The following is a 19,498-nucleotide window of genomic DNA, read 5'->3' as shown; positions in this document are numbered from 1 at the left end:
TCACGGAACGACCTCGAGCGGAATTGAAGGGCCGGCATGCCTAACCTCAAGGACCTAAAGAACCGGATCTCGAGCGTCCAGTCGACGCGCAAGATCACCTCGGCCATGAAGATGGTTGCGGCTTCCAAGCTGCGCCGCGCTCAGGACCAGGCGGAAGCCAGCGGTCCCTACGCGGAGCGTATGGGCCGCATGCTGTCCTCCCTGGCCGCCAACGTGCAGGACAGCGGCAACGGCCCGAAGCTGATGACCGGGACGGGCGCCGACAAGGTGCACCTGCTGGTCGTCATCAGCTCCGACCGCGGTCTGTGCGGCGCCTTCAACGGCTCCATCGTCCGTGAGGCCAAGCGCCAGATCACGCGCCTGCAGAGCGAAGGCAAGACCGTCAAGCTGCTGACCGTCGGCCGCAAGGGCCGCGATCAGCTGAAGCGCGAGTTCGCCTCCCTGATCGTCGAGAGCTACGAGGATGTCGGCCGCCGCCGGCTCGGCTTCAGCGACGCCGACATGGTGGCGACGAAGGTGCTGGCGATGTTCGATGCCGGCGAGTTCGACGTCTGCTCGGTCATCTTCAACAAGTTCAAGTCGGCGATCTCCCAGATCGTCACGGTTCAGCAGCTCATTCCCTTCGCCGTCGCCACCGAGGCCGCCGAGGCCGCCGGTGCTGAGGCCAAGGCGATGTACGAGTTCGAGCCGGACGAGGAGCAGATCCTCGCCGAACTGCTGCCGCGCAACCTGTCCATCCAGATCTACCGCGCCCTCCTGGAGAGCGCCGCGTCCGAACAGGGCGCCCGGATGACCGCGATGGACAACGCGACGCGCAACGCCGGCGACATGATCAACAAGCTGACGATCACCTACAACCGGACGCGCCAGGCCTACATCACCAAGGAGCTGATCGAGATCATCTCCGGTGCCGAGGCCCTGTAACGGCCGCATCCGCACGTAGCGTCCAGCCTATTTGCGCCGGCGACGGCATACCGACACTTACCGAGTTCCTAGGGAGCTTTACTCCATGGCCACCACCAATTCTGTCGGCAAGATCACGCAGGTCACGGGCGCCGTCGTGGACGTGCAGTTCGACGGCGACCTGCCGGCGATCCTGAACGCGCTGCACACCCAGAACGACGGCAAGACCCTCGTTCTGGAAGTGGCGCAGCACCTGGGCGAGAGCACGGTCCGCACCATCGCCATGGACAGCACCGACGGTCTGGTGCGTGGCGCCGAGGTGACCGACACCGGCGCGCCGATCGCCGTGCCGGTCGGCCCGGAGACGCTCGGCCGCATCATCAACGTCATCGGCGAGCCGATCGACGAGCGCGGCGCGGTCAACGCCGCCCGCTCGCTGCCGATCCACCGTCAGGCCCCGGACTTCGTCGACCAGTCGACGGACGCCGAAGTGCTGATCACCGGCATCAAGGTCATCGACCTGCTGGCTCCCTACGCCAAGGGCGGCAAGATCGGCCTGTTCGGCGGCGCCGGCGTCGGCAAGACCGTGACGATCATGGAGTTGATCAACAACGTCGCCAAGGCGCACGGCGGCGTGTCGGTGTTCGCCGGCGTGGGTGAGCGTACCCGCGAGGGCAACGACCTCTACCACGAGATGATCGAATCGGGCGTCATCAAGCTCGACGGCCCGGGTTCCAAGGTGGCCCTGGTGTACGGCCAGATGAACGAGCCGCCGGGCGCCCGCGCCCGCGTCGCGCTGAGCGGCCTGACGCTCGCGGAATACTTCCGCGACGAGGAAGGCCAGGACGTGCTGTTCTTCGTGGACAACATCTTCCGCTTCACCCAGGCCGGTTCGGAAGTGTCGGCTCTGCTGGGCCGCATCCCGTCGGCGGTGGGTTACCAGCCGACGCTGGGCACCGACATGGGCGCCCTGCAGGAGCGCATCACCTCGACGAAGAAGGGCTCGATCACCTCGGTGCAGGCCATCTACGTGCCCGCCGACGATCTGACCGACCCGGCCCCGGCCGCCTCCTTCGCCCACCTGGACGCCACCACGGTGCTGTCGCGCTCGATCGCCGAAATGGCCATCTTCCCGGCCGTGGACCCGCTCGACTCGACCAGCCGCATCCTCGACCCGCGCGTCGTCGGTGAGGAGCACTACTCGGTCGCCCGCTCGGTGCAGAAGGTTCTGCAGACCTACAAGTCGCTGCAGGACATCATCGCCATCCTGGGCATGGACGAGCTGTCGGAAGAGGACAAGCTGGTCGTGGCCCGCGCCCGCAAGATCCAGCGCTTCCTGTCGCAGCCGTTCCACGTCGCCGAGGTGTTCACCGGCACCCCGGGCGTGCTGGTCCCGCTCGAGGAGACCATCAAGGGCTTCAAGGGCATCGTGAACGGCGACTACGATCATCTGCCGGAGGCCGCCTTCTACATGGTCGGCACCATCGACGAGGCGATCGCCAAGGCCAAGAAGCTGGCCGCCGCCTGATCCCCACCTGGGATTGCGGCATTCCGACCCGGCTCCATCGGCCTTGTGAAGGGGCCTGAGAAGGCCGGGCGGAAATCGACATCAGCACACCCCCTCCCCCCGTCATCGGGGGAGGGGGTTCCTATGAAGAGGCACCAGGAAACCCATGGCCGATAAAGTCGAATTCGAGCTGGTCTCGCCGGAAAAGCTGCTGAAGTCGCAGCCCGTGGACATGGTCGTGGTGCCGGGTTCGGAAGGCGATTTCGGCGTGCTCGCCGGTCACTCGCCGATGATCTCGACCGTGCGTCCGGGTGTCATCGACGTCTATGAGGGCGACCGCGTGGTCGACCGCGTCTTCGTCGCCGGCGGCTTCGCCGAGGTCACCGAGGCCCGCTGCACCGTGCTGGCCGAGGAAGCGGTGGCGCTGACCGACCTGGACCGCGCCGCGGTCGAGAAGCAGATCAAGGACCTGTCCGAAGATCTGGACGACAGCAAGTCGGACGCCGAGCGCGCCGCTGCCGAATCCAAGCTGGCCGTCGCGCGCGCCAAGCTGGACGCGCTGAGCCAGTCTTCCGCTCACTGAGCGGAAAGTCCGTCGGCGCAGGGGTTTCCCGAGGCAGACGGCATACATCTCTTCGGTCGAACGGGCGGCTTGGGCTTCCAGGCCGCCCGTTTCCGTTGCGACTCGGTTGCATCGCCGAAAAGACGAATTACATTCGAAGGCCTGAACCGCAAGCCCCGCCGCACCCCGACGGCACTGGTGGGGACACGGGAACAGACCCTACCCGATACTGGAAACGGCCGCCGCCAGGGCGGCCCAAGACGAGGCGGCAGAGCGGATCATGGCGCGTGCGCATTGGCGGATCGATGAGCTTCCCTGGGACCGTTTCGATGCCGGCCGGGTGGATCCCGACCTGGTCCCCCTGATCAAGGCGGCGGCTCTGGTCGAGTTCAATGCCGACGACTACACGGCCTATCTGTGCAACGTCTTCAATGACGATCCGGAGTTCCAGGAGGTCGCCCGCGGCTGGGCGGTCGAGGAGGTCCAGCATGGCGAGGCGCTGGGCCGCTGGGCCGAACTGGTCGACCCGACCTTCGATTTCCGGGCGGCGGTGGAGCGCTTCCGCGCCGGCTACCGCGTGCCGATCGACCTCGACGCCTCGGTGCGTGGATCGCGCACCGGCGAGATGATCGCCCGCTGCATGGTGGAGACCGGCACAAGTTCCTATTACGCCGCCATCGGCGATTCGACCGACGAGCCGGTGCTGAAGGAGATCTGCCGCAACATCGCCGCCGACGAGTTGCGCCACTACAAGATCTTCTACACCTACGCCAAGAAGTACCTGGACCGTGAGGGGCTGAACAAGGTCCAGCGCCTGAAGGTGGCGCTGTCGCGCATCGGCGAGTCCGAGGATGACGAGCTGGCTTATGCCTATTACGCCGCCAACGCCCCGGCCGACGCCGCGTACGAGCACAAGGTCTACAACGCCGCCTACAAGCGCCGCGCGTTCGGCCGCTACCGCCGCAAGCACGTCGACCGCGCCATCGCCATGGTGTTCAAGGCCTGTGGCCTGAAGCCGCACTCGCGGCTGTGCAGCGTGGCCTCGCGTGGGGCCTGGTGGTTCATCGACCGCCAAGCCAGGAAGCTGGCCGCCCAAGCGGTCTGACTGCATCGGGCCTGCCGGTTCCCTTGCCCACCCCCGTCGCGCCGATGCCGGCCTTCGGGTGGTGGGTTGGCATCATGCGGTCGTTATCTTTCAAAGAACTGGTTTGTTCTTTTCGCCTCTGTCACGTGATGTGCAAGAGGTCATCCGCCGCCATTGGGGGAAACACCAGGGGCGGCGTTGATGAAATGAAAAATCCCCAATCTGTTTACTGCTACGCTCTGTTCAGCGGATGTGTTCAGCGCCGCAGATCAGCCGTAACGATTGGGTTCGGATGCCGTCATAGGCATCATCTGCTTGGCGCATCCGCCTTGTTGCGGATCGAATTTTAGGCCAAGCCTGAGATCCAGGCGTGCAGGCGCTGCGTAACGATCGCTGTGAACATATCCGTTCGTATGCGCATGGATGTCCGCCGCCGATGATCCGCTCCTATCTTCCCGCCATCCTCCTGCTTCTGGCCGGTGCCGCCGCCCTGCCGTTGGCGGTGTCCGGCGCGGGTGAGCCAACCGAACCGGTCGCCGCGGTATTCGCTCCCGGCACGACGCTGGCCGAGGCGATGGCGCGTGTGTCGGCGGCCGGCGGAACCCCGCTGCGCGGCGGCCCCTTTGCGAACATCATCGTCGCCACGTCGGCGCATCCGGACTTCGCCGCTTCCCTCCACCAGCATGGCGCCTGGCTGCTGCTCGATCCGCTTCTTGCCGGATGCGCGGACCCGCGCCGTCCCCAGTCATGACCCGGAGCCACTCCATGAACAATCTCGACCGCCTGCGCGCCGCCAGCGAGTGGGCGATTCTCGCCTATCTGTGGAGCTATGTGCCGATCCTGGCCCTGTTCTCCTGGTCGATGGACCGCGGGTGGGTCATTCCGGCCCTGGCACTGCTGGTCACGGCCGGCGCGACGCTGGGCCGGCTCTCGGCCAATGGTGCCACGCGGCGCAGCCTGTCGGCGGTGGCGCTGATGCTTCAGAGCGCCTTGGTCGTTGCCGTGGGGCAGGGACAGCCCTGGCAGGTCGATCTGCATTTCCTGTTCTTCGCCAATCTGGCGGCGCTGATCGCCTTCATCGATGTCGGCGCGTTGGTGATGGCGACTCTGGCCGTAGCCGGCCATCATCTGGTCCTGAATTTCGCCCTGCCCTATGCCCTGCTGCCGGAAGGCGGGAACCTTGTGCGGGTGCTCTACCACGCGGTGGCGGTTCTGGTGGAGGTGACGGTTCTGGTGGCAGTCGCCTGGAAAGGGCAGGGCCTGCTGAACAGCCTGGAGGCGACACTGGCCACCGCCGAGGAGGCACGTCGCCGGGCCGAGCTGCTGGCCGCCGAGCAGCGGGCGACGGAGGAACGCGCGGGCGAGGAGCGCCGTCGTACCCTGACCGAGGTGGCCGGCAGACTGCAGGCGGTGATCGGCACCTCCGCCGACCAGATCCTGACGGTGTCCGATGCGCTGAGCGGCGACTCTCAAGCCGTTGCCTCCACCATCGGCAGCACGCGCGTGCAGTTGGGTGACGCCTTGCGTTCCATCGGCGGGGCGGTGGAACGGGCGCATGACATGACGGTGGCGGCGGATCAGCTCGCCGGATCGACCGGCATCATCCGCGGACAGCTCGACCGTGCGACCGGCATCGTCTCCACCGCCAGCCGGCAGGCGTCGGCGACACGGGAGATCGTCTCCCTATTGGAAAGCACCGCCGCCCAGATCGAAGACATCACCCACCTGATCGGCGACATCGCCAGCCAGACCAACCTGCTGGCTCTCAACGCGACCATCGAGGCGGCGCGGGCCGGGGAGGCGGGCAAGGGCTTTGCCGTCGTTGCCGGCGAGGTCAAGCAGCTGGCCAGCCAGACCGCGCGGGCGACCGACGACATCGCCCGGCAGGTGGCGGACATCCAGGCTTCGTCCCGGCGCACCGCACAGGCCATCGGCGAGATCGTCGACACCATCGGCAGCATGAATGAAGTGACCGTGGGAATCGCCGGGGCGATCGAGCAGCAGGGTGTCGCCGCCCAGTCGATCATCGGCCAGATCCAGACCACGGCGGAGGAAGCCCGTGGCTTGGCGATGACGGTGGAAGGGGTGCGCGCGGTCGCCGACGGTTCCGGTTCCGCGGCGGAGGCGATGGAGCGGCGGCTGGACGTGGTGCGCCGGAGTGCCGCCCAACTGCAGAGCGAGGTGGCGTCGCTCGCCACCTCGATCCGCGCGGCGTGAAACGGTGAGGACGGGGCGGGAGGGGGCTGGCGGCGGCCGGCGGACTGCGCTACCCCTTCCGCTCCAACCACCAACACCCAAACGGGGTTCCGGAGACATGAAGCTCTATTACAAGCCGGGTGCCTGTTCGCTGTCGCCGCACATCGTCCTGCGCGAGGCCGGGCTGCCCTTCGAGCTGGTGAAGGTCGATCTGGTGACCAAGACCCTGCCCGACGGCAGCGATTTCCTTGCGGTGAACCCCAAGGGGCAGGTGCCGACCTTGGCGCTCGACGAGGGTGGCATCCTGACCGAGGGCGCTGTGATCGTGCAGTATATCGCCGATAAGGTGCCGGGCAGCGGCCTGATCCCTCAGGTGGGCACGATGGAGCGCTACCGTGTCCAGGAACTGCTGAACTACATCGGGTCGGAGCTGCACAAGGGCGTCGTCCCACTGTTCCCGATGCTGAAGGATGTGGTGTCCGACACCCACCGCGAGTTCGCCGCCAAGGTGCTGCGCGGCAAGCTATCGGTGCTGAACGCACAGCTGGAGGGCAAGGCGTATCTGACCGGCGACGTCTTCACCGTCGCCGACGCTTATGCCTACACGGTGCTGAGCTGGTTGCCGCGCATCGGCTTCGACCTGTCGGCCTTCCCGAATCTGGTCGCCTTCAGCGAACGTGTCGGTGCCCGTCCGGCGGTGCAGGCGGCGCATGCCGCGGAAGCCCAGGGCTGACGATTGCGATTGTGAACGGAAAAGGCCCCGTCTCGGCGAGAAACGGGGCCTTTTTCTTTGCTGGCGCTGCCCGAATCAGGCGGCGCTGGGCTTGCGGCGCATGGGCGTGTTGCCGCCGGGAGTGCCGGCCGCACGCGGGGTCTGCTTGCCGCCCCCGTGGTTGTTGCCGTGCGAAACCGCATGCGGAGCCGGGCGGCGGTCATGCCGGTTCTGGTCGTTGCGGGCGGCATCCGGCCGCGGCGCGCCGGTCGGCTTTCCGGCCTTCTGCGGGGCCTTGGCGGCCGACGCGGCAGGCTTCGGCTGCGCGGCCTTGGGCGCTGCCGGCTTCGGCGCGGCGTTGGAGCCGGCGTTGCCTGTGCGCGACTGCTGCTGGTTGCGGTTGTGCTGGTTGCGGTTGCTGCCCGGCGCCTTGGGACGGGGCGGCGGCTTGCTGGAGGCATGGATCTGCGCCACCTCCACCGCATGGTAGGGGTGGGTCGCGTCGGCCGGGATCGGCTGGCGGATCGTCTTTTCGATGTCCTTCAGGTAGCCGACCTCTTCATGGTCGCAGAAGGACACCGCGCTGCCGTCGGTGCCGGCACGCGCGGTCCGGCCGATGCGGTGGACGTAGCTTTCCGGCTCGTTCGGCAGGTCGAAGTTGATGACGTGGCTGATGCCGTCGATGTCGATGCCGCGGGCTGCGATGTCGGTCGCCACCAGCGCCCGCAACTCGCCGCTGCGGAAGCTTTCCAACGCGCGGACGCGGGCCGACTGCGACTTGTCGCCATGGATGGCGTCGGCGGCGATGCCCGCCTTCTTCAGGTGGTCGGCGATGCGGTCGGCACCGTGCTTGGTGCGGGCGAAGACGATGGTGCGGGCCATCGCCGAGTCTTCGAGCAGGTCGGCCAGCAGGCGGCGCTTGTCGCTGCGGTCCACGAACAGGACGCGCTGGTTGATGCGCTCCACCGTGGTCGACTGCGGCGTCACCTCGATGCGCTCGGGATCGGTCAGGATGCTGTGCGCCAGCTCGACCACCGCGTCGGGCATGGTGGCGGAGAACAGCAGCGTCTGCCGTTCCTTCGGCAGCACCGCGACCACCTTCCGCACGTCGCGGATGAAGCCCATGTCAAGCATGCGGTCGGCTTCGTCGAGGACGAACACCTCGATCGCGCCGAGATTGACGTGGTTCTGCGCCATCAGGTCGAGCAGGCGGCCGGGGGTGGCGATCAGCACCTCGACGCCGCGGGCGATGGCGGCGACCTGCGGGCTTTGGCCGACGCCGCCATGGATGACGGTGCGGCGGATCGGCAGATGGCGGCCGTAGGTGGTGAAACTGTCACCGATCTGCAGCGCCAGTTCCCGCGTCGGGGTCAGGATCAGCGTGCGCGGCGACTTGGCGGCCACGCGCTTCTTGTTCTGGAACAGCCGCTGCAGGATAGGCAGCGTGAAGGCTGCGGTCTTGCCGGTGCCGGTCTGGGCGAGGCCCAGAACGTCGCGGCCGGCCAGCAGGAGCGGGATGGCGCCGGCCTGGATCGGCGTGGCCGTGGAGTATCCCTCCTCCGCGACGGCGCGCAGAAGAGGCTCGATCAGGCCGAGGCCGGAGAATTCGGTCATGGAGGCGATGGTCCTGGTCACCAAAATGGGGGCCGCGCCAGGAGGGAGCGGCCGGGCTTGCGCGCTCCGCGGCGGGTTGGCGCGGAGCCGTCGGGCGGCGGGCGATCCGGGCGCGCGCAAGTCCTGCGCGGCGCCGGGCGCCGTCCGACCCCGGACAGATAGGGCCGGTGGCTTGATTTGGCAAGCAAACTCGGCGCGCGGCAGGGGTGCGCCGGTCAGGACGCGCGGGGGAGGGGCGCGAATCCCTGCCGCAACGCCGCGGCAAATGGTCGCGCCCCGGGGCTGTTCAGGAGGTGCTTACGGCTTCTTGATGACGCCGCAGGCGATGCGGTCGCCCGAATTGCCGGCGGGCTGGCTGAGATAGTCGTCGGGCTGGGCATGGACGACGATGGAGGTGCCGCCCTGCTTGAACAGGCCGTCCGGCCCGTCGGTCAGGGTGACCATGTGGGTGATCGCCTCAAACCCAGCCTTGCCGGCCTCGTTGGCCCAGATGTTGGGAAGCTCGCCGTAATGCATCTTTTCGGACTCTAGTCCGTGCTTGGAGCCCTGGGCGGCGAAATGGCCGCCGGCCGCCTTGAAGTCGGGCGTGCAGGCGCCGTTTTCGTGGATGTGGATGCCGTGCCAGCCCGGCGGCAGCCCTTCGAGCTGGCCGTGGACCAGGATGCCGTGCGGGAAGCGGGTGAAGGTGACGGTCCCCAGCGGCTTGCCCTGGGCATCGGCGACGGCGGCCTGGGCGGCGGGAGCGGGAGCCGGGGCCGACTGCTGGGCCAGGGCCGGGGCGGCGAACAGCGACAGGCCGGCGATCAGCAGGGCCTGCGTCGTCCCGATCCGGGGCGGGTGGGCACGGGTCATGCGGGTGAGTCCTCCATCTTGGCCGGGCCATGGGCGGCGCCGGCGGGTTCAGCGACTTTCCGTCGCTGCGAAACCGCTCTGGGATTGCGAACGGTTTTCAGTATGATGGGGGTCTCGGGAAGCAAAGACCAGGGTTGGGGTGATGACGTCGCGTCTGGAAGCGTTGTGTATGGAGAAGGGGCTGAAGATGACCGGACAGCGCCGCGTCATCTCCCAGGTGTTGTCGGACGCCGACGACCATCCCGATGTGGAGGAGGTGCACCGCCGGGCCGTGCAGATCGACCCGCGCATTTCCATCGCCACGGTGTACCGCACCATGCGGCTGCTGGAAGACGCGCAGGTGATCGAGCGTGTCGACCTGGGCGACGGCCGTGCGCGGTACGAGGAGGCGTCGGCCGACCACCATCACCACCTGATCGACACCCGCACCGGGCGGATCATCGAGTTCGCCAGCCCGGAGCTGGAGGCGCTGAAGGAACGCATCGCCCGCGAACTCGGCTACAAGATCGTCGGCCACCGGCTGGAGATTTACGGCGTGCCCCTGGATGAGGAGGAGCGTCCATGACCGATCCCCGTTTTCCCGAGGCGGAACAACCGATCGTCGACGCCATCGCCTGCCGCGATGCGGTGCAGCGCTGCTATTCCGGCCTGTGCCGTTGCGGTCAGCCGGAACGCTATGCGCTGGAGGCGGCGGTCACCGTCTACCGCTACCACCATCCGGAGATACCGCCGGCCCAGGCGGAGACCATCGTCAGCCATTGGGTGGCGGGGCCGGTTCGGCACTGAGGGGGAGTGTGGGTTGGTGTCGGCTACCGATGCCCCCACCCTGACCCTCCCCCGCTGGGCGGGGGAGGGTCAGGGTGGGGGCCATCGAAGTCAGCGCCATATGAAAATAGTCCTTGATTTCCCCGGCATAAAATCCTAAAACCGATCTCGTCAAGGCGACGGGTCCGCCCCCGGACCTCAGCGCCCGACAGACCCAAAGCTCCCCCCTCGCTTCGGTCCGAAAAGGGCCGGCCGGACACTTGAAAGTCCGGCCGGCCCTTTTCGTTTTCGCGTTTCGCCCGCGGCCGGCGCTGCGCCTTGCGCGCATCTCCGACAACCGGGTGGCGGAACGACTCCTCCCGCCACGCCGTCGCGGGATCCGCAGGAACGCGAAAGGAAAATATCCTTATGTCGACCACCATCGCCCAGGCGTTCGTCAAGCAGTTCGAGCGCGAGGTCCACGAGGCCTACCAGCGCATGGGTTCGAAGCTGCGCAACACGGTGCGAAGCAAGAACAATGTGCAGGGCGCCTCCACCGTCTTCCAGAAGGTCGGCAAGGGCGCCGCCTCCACCAAGTCGCGCCACGGCGCGGTCCCGGTGATGAACCTGGACCACACCCCGGTCGAATGCGCGCTGTATGATTTCTATGCCGGCGACTGGGTCGACCGGTTGGACGAGCTGAAGACCAACATCGACGAGCGGCAGATCATCGCCAATGCCGGCGCCTATGCGCTGGGCCGCAAGACCGACGAACTGCTGATCGCCGAGCTGAACAAGTCCGTCAATTACGCCGGCAGCGCCGCCGACGGGCTGACCAAGGCCAAGATCCTGGCTGCCTTCGAGATGATGGGCGAGGCCGACGTGCCGGACGATGGCCAGCGCTATGCCGTCGTCGGCTGGAAGCAGTGGAGCCAGCTGCTGGGCATCGAGGAGTTCGCCAGTTCGGACTATGTCGGCACCGACGAACTGCCCTGGCGCGGCACCCAGGCCAAGCGCTGGCTCGGCACGCTGTGGCTGCCGCATTCGGGCCTGACGCTGAGCGGCAATGTCCGGCTTTGCCACTGGTACCACAAGACGGCGGTCGGCCATGCGGCCGGTGCCGACGTGAAGACCGACATCACCTGGCACGGCGACCGCGCGGCGCATTTCGTCAACAACATGATGAGCCAGGGCGCCGCGCTGATCGACACCACCGGCGTGGTGACCCTGCGCTGCCTGGAGAACTGAGCGGGGGTGAATTTCCCTCTCCCGTCCCGGGAGAGGGAAGGGGCCCATGCGGAGCATGGGAAGGGTGAGGGGTGATCCAAGGAACCATGCGGTTCCGGACCCTTGCCTTACTCCTCACCCTCCCCGCGCGTTGCGCGGGTCCCCTCCCTCTCCCGGAGCGGGAGAGGGCATTTTTCTCCCCGACACAATCTGGAGTCTTCGATCCATGGCTTATGCGTCCAAGGATTTGAGCGTGCTCGCCTATGCGAACGGCTTCACGCTCTGGCACTACACCACGCTCGACGTGGCGACCGACGTCGATGCCGCCGGCTATTTCAACGGCGCCGCCGACCTGCTGCGGGTGGGCGACATGCTGCTGGCGAACTGCGCGGTCGGCGCCGCCACGCCAGCGACCGGCGTGCTGGTGGTGGCGGCCAGCGCCAACGGGGCGGTGGACGTCGCCAATTTGACGCCGTTCGGCAGCACCAACAGCGACTAATCCATCGAGGAGAGAGGCGCCGCTTCGCCGGCGCCTCCCCGGAATTCCGCAAAGGGAGAGCGTCCATGGCCCTGACCGCCATCGGCCTGTGCGGCCGTGCGCTGATCAAGCTCGGCGCCACCGCCATCGCCTCCTTCGACGACGGCTCCGCCGAGGCGGAGGTGGCCGCCGCGCTCTATGCGCCGACGCGCGACGCGCTGCTGTCGGCCAATGCCTGGAGCTTTGCCAGCCTGCAGGCGACGCTTCCGCGGCTGGCCGAACCGCCGGTCGCCGATTACGCCTGCGCCTTCGAACTGCCGGCCGATTTCCTGCGGGCGCTGGGGGCGGGCGGCGACGGGCGGGGGCGCGGCCTGTCCTATCGCATCGCCGGGCGGACGCTGTTGTGCGATGCCGGCGCCGTCACCCTGTCCTACATCGGCCGCCCGGCGGAAGAGGCGTTTCCCGCCTTCTTCGACCAGGCGCTGATCGCGCGCCTCGCCGCCGAGTTCTGCCTGCCGCTGACCGAAAGTTCGACGCGGGCGGAGCTGCTGGCCCAGCTGGCCGAAAGCGAGTTCCGCCGCGCCCGCCAGATCGACGCCCAGCAGGACAGCCAGCCCGGCTTCGAGGACTTCACCCTGATCGATGTGCGGGCATGATGGGGAGGACGTGATGGGACGGCTGCATCAGGTCAAGACCAACTTCACCGCCGGAGAGGTGTCGCGCCGCCTGCTGGGGCGCGGCGACCTCAAGGCCTACGACAACGGCGCGCTGGTCTTGCGCAACCTGTTCATCGACCCGACCGGCGGGGTGACGCGGCGGTCCGGCCTTGCCTTCACCGCGCTGGCCCGCGGCGACGGACGGCTGGTGGCGTTCGAGCGGAACAGCGAACAAACCTATTTGCTGGTTTTCACCGACCGCTGGATCGACGTGTTCCAGGGCGGGACCAGGCTGGCGTCGGTTGCCGCACCCTGGACGTTGACGCAACTGGCGCAGATCACCTGGACGCAGAGCGCCGACACGCTGCTGGTCTGCCATCCCGACCTGCCGCCGCGCAAGCTGACGCGCGGCGACGACGGGACCTGGACCCTGGCAGAATGGGCCTTCGCGGTGGAGGGGGAGTTGCTGCGCACACCCTTCCACCGCTTCGGCGACCCAGCGGTGACGCTGACGCCGTCGGGGACGAGCGGGGCGATCACCGTCACCGCGTCTGCCCCGGTGTTCGATCCGCGCCATGACGGCACCCGCATCCGCATCAAGGGCAAGCAACTGCAGGTGACCGGCGTGGTGTCGGGCACCCAGGTCAACGCGACGGTCAAGGAAACGCTGGCCGATACCCAGCCGACGACGCAATGGGAGGAGCAGGCCTTCTCGGCATTGCGCGGTTGGCCGGTGTCGGCCGCCTTCCATCAGGACCGGCTGGTCATCGGCGGGTCGCGCGACCTGCCCAACCGGCTGTGGCTGTCGCGCTCCGCCCAGATCTGGAACTTCGACCTGGGGGAGGGGCTGGACGATCAGGCCATCGAGTTCGGCATCCTGTCCGATCAGGTCAACGCGGTGCGCGCCGTCTTCTCCGGCCGGCATCTGCAGGTCTTCACCTCGGGCGCCGAATACATGGTGACCGGCGACCCGCTGACCCCGCAGAGCATGCAGGTCAACCGGCAGACGCGGATCGGCTCGCCGATGGACCGCGCCATCCCGCCGCGCGACGTGGAGGGGGCGACGCTGTTCGTGCCGCGCAACCGGCGCGAAATCCGTGAGTTCCTCTATACCGACACCGAAGCGGCCTATCAGGCGAACGACCTCGCCCTGCTGGCCCGCCATCTGGTGTCCAGCCCGCGCGACCAGGATTACGACCAGAACCGCCGGCTGCTGTTCGTGGCGATGGAGGACGGCACGCTGGGTGCGCTGACCGCCTACCGGGCGGAGAACGTCACCGCCTGGACCCTGCTGGAGACCGATGGGGCGGTGCGCTCCGTCGCCGCGGTGGGGGACGAGGTCTATACGCTGGTGGAACGGCGCGGGGTTTGGAGCATCGAGCGGTTCGACGATGCGCTGAACCTCGACACGGCGATCACCGCCGAGCGGGTAGATGCAACTGCGGTCTGGAGCGGGCTGGCGCATCTGGAGGGACGGACGGTCGCCGTCGTTGCCGACGGGGTGGTGCGCAACCCGGCCACCGTCCAGGCCGGCGGCGTCACGCTCGACCCGCCTGCCCGCAAGGTCGAGATCGGACTGCCCTACACCCACCGGATCGAGCCGCTGCCGCCCAACCTGCTGGGGCAGGCGACCGGGGCCGACATCGTGCGGCTGGTCGCGGTCACCTTCCGGCTGGAGGAGACGGCGGCGCTGCGTGTCGATCTGGGGCGCGGGTTGCAGGAACTTCCACTTCACCGGCTTGGGCCGCAACCGGCCGGCGGGGTGCCGGCGCGCGTGTCCGGCGACCGACGGCTGCGGGCGCTCGGCTGGCGCCACGACACCAATGTCCCGCTGTGGCGCATCGAACAGGACGCGCCGCTGCCTTTCACGCTGCTTTCCGTGACCATGGAATTGAAGGTGAACGACTGATGGGTGGAATCGCTCCCCTCGTGACCACGGCGCTGCCGCTGGCGAACTCGGTCATCGGTACCGTGCGCAGCGCCAATGCCGGCCAGTCCAGCGCCGCCGCGCAACAGGCCGCAGCCCAGCAGGCCGCCCAGCAGGCCGCGGCCCAGCAAGCCGCTGCCGAGCTGGAGTACAAGCGCCAGCAGGACGCGGCGCAGGCCGCCGCGGCCCAGGCGGCGCTGGAACGGAAATACCGCGAGGAAGCGGCTGCGGCCGAACGTTCGGCCCAGGCCGCCGCCGTGGCCCGCCAGCAGCAGGCCCAGCTGGAGGCCGAGGCGCAGGCCCGCCAATGGTCGCATGATGCCGAGTTGCGTCAACGCGAGCAGGAGCTTCAGCGCCAGAGGGACGAGGCGGCTGCGGCTGCGGCTGCTGCGGCGCGGGCCAAGGAGATGGACGACTTCCGCTCCGCCCAGGAGCAGACGCTGGCGCAACTGCGCGCCAGCCAGGAGCAGACCGTCCACTCCAAGGAAACCGACGCCCAGACCCAGCTGGCCCAGCTGACCGCGGCGGCGGACGCCGCCGAGCAGCGCCGGCTCACCGCGTTGCGTCAGGCGGTGAGCAAGACCCGCGCCGGGCTGGGCGCGCGCGGCGTCACCGCGCAGGATGGGTCGGGCGAGGCGATCCTGCTGGGGTTGACCAACTCCAGCGAGACCGAACGGAAGGACGCGCAGGCGACCGAGCAGCTGAAACGCGCCGCCATCCAGCAGAGCCTGGACGAGGCCAAGCGCCGCAACCTGCTGGAGTTGTCGCAACTCGCCGACCGTCAGCGGCTGGAATACATGAGCAAGTTCTTTTGAGCGCGCTTGTGTCCGTTTTCGCGGAGACCCCCGATGTCCACGTCGCTTCTCATCCCGCGCGGGACCCCGCGCGTGCAGTATCTCGCCGACGGCATGCAGCGGGTCTTCACCTACCCGTTTCCGATCTTCACCGACGAGGATCTGCAGGTCTTCCTGGGTGCGGCGCTTCAGAGCACCGGCTATGCGGTCGGCGGGGCCGGCTCAAGCGCGGGCGGGGCGGTGACCTTCGCCACGGCTCCGGCGGAGGGGACCGTCGTCCTGCTGCGCCGCCGCCTGCCCATCGAACGGCGCAGCGATTTCGGCGAGAGCGGGCCGCTGCCGGCCGCCGCCCTCAATGGCGAACTGGACCGGCTGACCGCGGCGCTCCAGCAGGTGGCGGGCGACCAGGAGTTGATGCTGCGCTATGCCGACAGCGACCTGCCGGCCTCCCCCCTGTTGCCCGAGCGGGGCTTGCGCCAGGGCAAGCTGCTGGCCTTCGACGGCGCCGGCAATCCCACCGTCCGCCCGCCGGTGGACGAGGAGGCGCTGGCGACCTATGTGCCGCCGGGTGCCGGGGCCACCGCGCGACCGGTGCGCGACAAGCTGGCCGACCTCGTCTCGGTCAAGGATTTCGGCGCGGTGGGAGACGGGCTGGTCGACGACACGCTGGCCCTGCAGGCGGCGCTGACCTCCGCCCGCGCGGTGTTCGTGCCGCCGGGGACCTACCGCATCGCCAACACGCTGACGCTCGGCCATGGGCAGACGCTGTACGGGGCGGGGCAGGCCTCGGTGATCCGCGGCGCGTCCAACGGCTTCGACCTCGTCCACCTGCCGGACGGCTACGCCACCCTGTCGGGCCTGCGGCTGGAGCAGGGCCGGGCGGGGGTGCGTCTGTTCGGGCGTGACGGGCCTTGCGTGCAGAACAGCCTGACCGACCTGACCCTGTGGGAGCCGGAGGTGGGGCTGCTGTTCGACGGCTACATCGACCCCAACCTGCCCTGCTACTGGAACAACATCGCCCGCGTGCTGGTGGCGCGGCCGTCGCGGCATGGGGTGTGGCTGACGCGGACGGGGGCGGGCGACACGCCGAACGCCAACCGCTTCCACGCCGTGCGGGTCTATTCGCTGTCGGCGCCGATGACCGGCTGCGGCTTCTTCGTGGAGCAGGGGCGCTACAACAACGCCTTCTTCGACTGCGAGGCCAATCTTTGGCCGCAGGCGGAGGCCTGCTTCCGCGTCGGCGCCGTCACCGACAAGACGCTGATTGTGAATTTCTATGCCGAGTCGCTGGGCGCCCTGCCGAACCTGCAGCTCGATGCCGGGTCGGTTGAGACCGCGATCGTCAACCTGTTCTCCGCCGCTGCCGGGCCGGCGATCCTCGACCGGTCCGGCGGGCAATACACCGCGGTCAATGCCGGCTATCCGGAGAAGAACCGGCTTCAGCGCAGCCGCATCACCGAACTGGTGGTGGAGGCGCTGCGGTACGACACCGACTATGTCGAGCCGGCCAAGGGTGGGGTGGTGGCGTTGGATCTGACCAGCTCGGTCTATCTCGCCAGCGCCTATGGCGGGCCGGTGGAGTTGCGTCTACCCAAGGCTGAGACCGTCAACGGCCATGCGGTGACGATCAAGCGCACCGATGCTTCCGCCAACCCGCTGACCGTGACGGAGACCGGTGGACCGGGGCCGGACGGGCGGGCTCTGGCGCTGGGCAACCGCTACGACTTCGTGACGCTGGTGTCGAACGGGGCGGGCTGGTGGATCGTCGCCGGCAATAATCCGCCGGGCAATGCCCACTATCACGCGGCTCCCGGCCTGTTCGAGCCGGACCTGAACCAGCAGCTCTATCTGGTCAGCGCCTGGAATGGGGCGGTGGAGGTGCGGCTGCCGGCGCCCTCGGCCCCGCATGCGGTCGGCCGCACGGTCACCATCAAGAAGTCCGACACCGGCGGCAACCGCGTCACCGTGACCCAGGCCGGCGGCGGCGGGCCGGACAGCGAGGCCATCGCGCTGGCCGCCCAGGGCCATGCGGTGACGGTGATGTCGAACGGCGCCGGCTGGCACATCCTGGGGCGGAATCCATGAGGGCGGGGAAGGACGACAGCTTTCGCGCCTTCGTTCGGGGCTGGAACGACATGGTGGAGCTGAAGACCCCCGCCCATCATGCGCGGATGGCGGGTTGGCTGGAGGCATGCATGGCTGGGCAGAACCGGCGCATGCTGCTGATGGCCTTCCGCGGGTCGGGCAAGTCGACCCTGGTCGGGCTGTTCGCGGCGTGGCTGTTGCTGCGCGATCCCAACCGCAGACTGCTGGTGCTCGCCGCCGACATGCGGTTGGCGACGAAGATGGTGCGCAACGTCAAGCGCATCCTGGAACGCCATCCCGATTGCAGCCACCTGAAACCGCCGGCGTCGGTGCGCGACCAGTGGGCGGCCGACCAGTTCACGGTCGTGCGTCCGATGGAACTGCGCGACCCGTCGATGGCGGCGGCCGGCATTGGCGGCAACATCACCGGCAGCCGTGCCGATGTGGTGATCTGCGACGACGTGGAGGTGCCGCGCAACGCCGACACGGCGGTCAAGCGTGCCGCCCTGCGCGAACGCCTATCGGAGCTGGAGTATGTGCTGGTGCCGGGCGGGGCGCAGCTCTATGTCGGGACGCCGCATGCGCAGGACAGCCTCTATGCCGAGGAGACCGACGACGGCAGCCCGCCCTTCCTGGACGGGTTCGAACGGCTGGTCCTGCCGGTCTATACAGAGGATCCCGAGGGCCGCCGCACCTACACCTGGAAGGAGCGCTTCGGCGAGGCCCATGTCGCACGCATCCGCAAGTCCACCGGCCCCAACAAGTTCACCAGCCAGATGCTGCTGCGCCCGGTCAGCGTCGCGGACGGCATGCTGGATGTCGCCAAGCTCGGCCGCTACGACGCCGAACTGGTGTATCGCGAGGCTCTGGGCCGCGCGGTGCTGACGCTGGACGGGGTGCGACTGGTCTCCGCCTCCTGCTGGTGGGACCCGGCCTTTGCCCGGCTGGAGGCGGACGGCAAGGCGAAAAGCGGCGACGGCAGCGTGGTGGCCGTGGTTTTCGGCGGCACCGACAACCGGTTCTACCTGCACCGGGTGTTGTATCTGACGGTCGACCCGCGGTTGGAAGAGACGGAAGCCGACCAGCAATGCGGGCAGGTCTCCCGCCTTCTCGCCGACAACCACCTGTCGTCGATCCATATCGAAATCAACGGCTTGGGCCGCTTTCTGCCCGGTCTGCTGCGCGAACGCCTGCGCCATGACCGATTGTCCGTGGGCGTGGTCGAGCAGACGAGCCGCAAGCCCAAGGCCCAGCGCATCACCGAGGCCTTCAACGCCCTGATGGCCGACCGCCGCCTGCTGGCCCACCGGTCGGTGTGGGACACGCCGCTGATCCGGGAAATGCGCGACTGGCGTCCGGATGGCCGATACCGCGGGCCCGACGACGGCCTGGACGCGGTGGCCGGCTGCCTCGGCGCCGAACCCTACCGCTTCGAAGAAGCAGCGGCCGTCCCCGAACGCCGCCCCGACTGGCGGGGGATTGGCACGGTGGTGGCGCCGTCGGATTGGGAGCTTTGAGTCGTTTCCTCACCTCAACCACAGGAGACCCCGATGCACGACACCCTGACCGGAGGCCTGGATCTCGCCTGGTGGATCACCGCGGTCGAACTGCCGGCGATGGGCGGGCTGTTCTGGCTGATCGCGCGGGTGCGCAAGGATGCCGACAGCGCGCTGGACGAATTGCGCGCCCGGGCGGAGGAGGCTCAGGCGCAGGTGCGCGAGAATCTCGCCGCATACAAGCTGGAGGTCGCGAAGACCTACGTCTCCTTCGCGACGCTCAAGGACGTGGAACAGCGCCTGACCGACCATCTGCTGCGCATCGAGACCAAGCTCGATTCGGGCTTCATGCCCTTCGAGGGCGGACGGCGCTGACCGTCAACGGCCGCAACGGGCGAGTCGGCTCAGTCGGCGTGGTGGATCATCGCCTGATAGATCTTCCAGGCCACCTCGACCGACACGCCGCCGGCCCGCGCGCCTGCCGCCAGCATGGTGGCGCTCGGCTTCAGCGGGACCGCGGTCTGACCCGGCTCGCACAGCGCGCCCATGGCGGTGACCGAGGCGCCCAGGTCCGTGTCGCAGGACTGGGTCTTCTTCATCAGGCTCATGGAAATCGCGTTCATGACGGGTCCTCCGTTGACTTGCTTCTGTCACAGCAAAA

The 19,498-nt window shown here is 68.3% G+C and carries 20 protein-coding genes; 17 read left to right on the top strand and 3 right to left on the bottom strand.

The window, feature by feature from the left end; all coding sequences use genetic code 11:
* The first annotated feature begins 36 nt into the window (after positions 1-36).
* From VD964_RS15345 to gstA, 7 genes are all read left to right on the top strand, one after another.
* Entirely contained in the window at positions 37-924 is an 888-nt protein-coding gene (locus VD964_RS15345; protein WP_324869422.1) for a F0F1 ATP synthase subunit gamma, read from the top strand.
* Positions 925-1,009: 85 nt separating this feature from the next.
* Positions 1,010-2,431, top strand: coding sequence for a F0F1 ATP synthase subunit beta (gene atpD, locus VD964_RS15340; protein WP_324869421.1), 1,422 nt, complete (start codon positions 1,010-1,012; stop codon positions 2,429-2,431).
* 145 nt (positions 2,432-2,576) lie between these two features.
* Positions 2,577-2,993, top strand: a complete 417-nt coding sequence (locus VD964_RS15335; RefSeq protein WP_324869420.1) for a F0F1 ATP synthase subunit epsilon — start codon at positions 2,577-2,579, stop codon at positions 2,991-2,993.
* Positions 2,994-3,252: 259 nt separating this feature from the next.
* Positions 3,253-4,077 (top strand): acyl-ACP desaturase, encoded by an 825-nt coding sequence (locus VD964_RS15330; protein WP_324869419.1) that lies wholly within the window; start codon positions 3,253-3,255, stop codon positions 4,075-4,077.
* Between the two features lie 415 nt (positions 4,078-4,492).
* Positions 4,493-4,807, top strand: a complete 315-nt coding sequence (locus VD964_RS15325) for a hypothetical protein (protein ID WP_324869418.1) — start codon at positions 4,493-4,495, stop codon at positions 4,805-4,807.
* Between the two features lie 14 nt (positions 4,808-4,821).
* Positions 4,822-6,273, top strand: coding sequence for a methyl-accepting chemotaxis protein (locus VD964_RS15320; RefSeq protein ID WP_324869417.1), 1,452 nt, complete (start codon positions 4,822-4,824; stop codon positions 6,271-6,273).
* Between the two features lie 97 nt (positions 6,274-6,370).
* On the top strand, positions 6,371-6,985 hold the full coding sequence (gene gstA / locus VD964_RS15315; protein ID WP_324869416.1) for a glutathione transferase GstA: 615 nt from the start codon (positions 6,371-6,373) through the stop codon (positions 6,983-6,985).
* Positions 6,986-7,060: 75 nt separating this feature from the next.
* Here the strand turns inward: gstA and VD964_RS15310 are convergent, their stop codons facing one another.
* Entirely contained in the window at positions 7,061-8,578 is a 1,518-nt protein-coding gene (locus tag VD964_RS15310) for a DEAD/DEAH box helicase (RefSeq protein WP_324869415.1), read from the bottom strand.
* Positions 8,579-8,875: 297 nt separating this feature from the next.
* Positions 8,876-9,430, bottom strand: coding sequence for a superoxide dismutase family protein (locus tag VD964_RS15305; RefSeq protein ID WP_324869414.1), 555 nt, complete (start codon positions 9,428-9,430; stop codon positions 8,876-8,878).
* A 142-nt stretch (positions 9,431-9,572) separates the two neighbouring features.
* On the opposite strand from VD964_RS15305, the gene VD964_RS15300 reads away from it, so the two are divergent.
* The 10 genes from VD964_RS15300 to VD964_RS15255 all read left to right on the top strand — a co-directional run bounded on the left by VD964_RS15300 (position 9,573) and on the right by VD964_RS15255 (position 19,212).
* The gene (locus tag VD964_RS15300) at positions 9,573-9,995 is read left to right on the top strand and encodes a Fur family transcriptional regulator (RefSeq protein WP_310111803.1); all 423 of its coding nucleotides are present in this window, start codon (positions 9,573-9,575) and stop codon (positions 9,993-9,995) included.
* Positions 9,992-10,216 (top strand): hypothetical protein, encoded by a 225-nt coding sequence (locus VD964_RS15295; protein WP_194909746.1) that lies wholly within the window; start codon positions 9,992-9,994, stop codon positions 10,214-10,216. Before VD964_RS15300 ends, VD964_RS15295 begins: the two co-directional genes overlap by 4 nt.
* A 387-nt stretch (positions 10,217-10,603) precedes the next feature.
* Positions 10,604-11,422 (top strand): phage capsid protein, encoded by an 819-nt coding sequence (locus tag VD964_RS15290; RefSeq protein ID WP_324869413.1) that lies wholly within the window; start codon positions 10,604-10,606, stop codon positions 11,420-11,422.
* A 205-nt stretch (positions 11,423-11,627) separates the two neighbouring features.
* Complete coding sequence (locus tag VD964_RS15285; RefSeq protein WP_324869412.1) at positions 11,628-11,900, top strand: hypothetical protein; 273 nt, start codon at positions 11,628-11,630, stop codon at positions 11,898-11,900.
* A gap of 65 nt (positions 11,901-11,965) precedes the next feature.
* A complete protein-coding gene (locus VD964_RS15280) occupies positions 11,966-12,535 on the top strand; it encodes a hypothetical protein (RefSeq protein ID WP_324869411.1) in 570 nt (189 codons plus the stop codon).
* Between the two features lie 13 nt (positions 12,536-12,548).
* Positions 12,549-14,444, top strand: a complete 1,896-nt coding sequence (locus VD964_RS15275) for a hypothetical protein (protein WP_324869410.1) — start codon at positions 12,549-12,551, stop codon at positions 14,442-14,444.
* Positions 14,444-15,277 carry a hypothetical protein gene (locus VD964_RS15270; protein ID WP_324869409.1) on the top strand — a complete coding sequence of 278 codons (834 nt, stop codon included), beginning with the start codon at positions 14,444-14,446 and terminating at the stop codon, positions 15,275-15,277. The genes VD964_RS15275 and VD964_RS15270 overlap by 1 nt, the downstream gene beginning before the upstream one ends.
* 33 nt (positions 15,278-15,310) lie before the next feature.
* Complete coding sequence (locus tag VD964_RS15265) at positions 15,311-17,341, top strand: glycosyl hydrolase family 28-related protein (RefSeq protein ID WP_324869408.1); 2,031 nt, start codon at positions 15,311-15,313, stop codon at positions 17,339-17,341.
* Positions 17,338-18,858, top strand: coding sequence for a phage terminase large subunit (gene terL, locus VD964_RS15260; protein ID WP_324869407.1), 1,521 nt, complete (start codon positions 17,338-17,340; stop codon positions 18,856-18,858). Before VD964_RS15265 ends, terL begins: the two co-directional genes overlap by 4 nt.
* A 33-nt stretch (positions 18,859-18,891) precedes the next feature.
* Positions 18,892-19,212, top strand: coding sequence for a hypothetical protein (locus VD964_RS15255; RefSeq protein ID WP_149222382.1), 321 nt, complete (start codon positions 18,892-18,894; stop codon positions 19,210-19,212).
* Positions 19,213-19,241: 29 nt separating this feature from the next.
* Here VD964_RS15255 and VD964_RS15250 read toward each other — a convergent pair whose 3' ends face one another.
* Positions 19,242-19,460 carry a hypothetical protein gene (locus VD964_RS15250; RefSeq protein WP_063635317.1) on the bottom strand — a complete coding sequence of 73 codons (219 nt, stop codon included), beginning with the start codon at positions 19,458-19,460 and terminating at the stop codon, positions 19,242-19,244.
* Positions 19,461-19,498 lie beyond the last annotated feature (38 nt).

Source organism: Azospirillum sp., from assembly GCF_035628975.1.
Taxonomy (GTDB): Bacteria; Pseudomonadota; Alphaproteobacteria; order Azospirillales; family Azospirillaceae; genus Azospirillum.
This window is presented reverse-complemented; position numbering and strand designations above follow the sequence as displayed.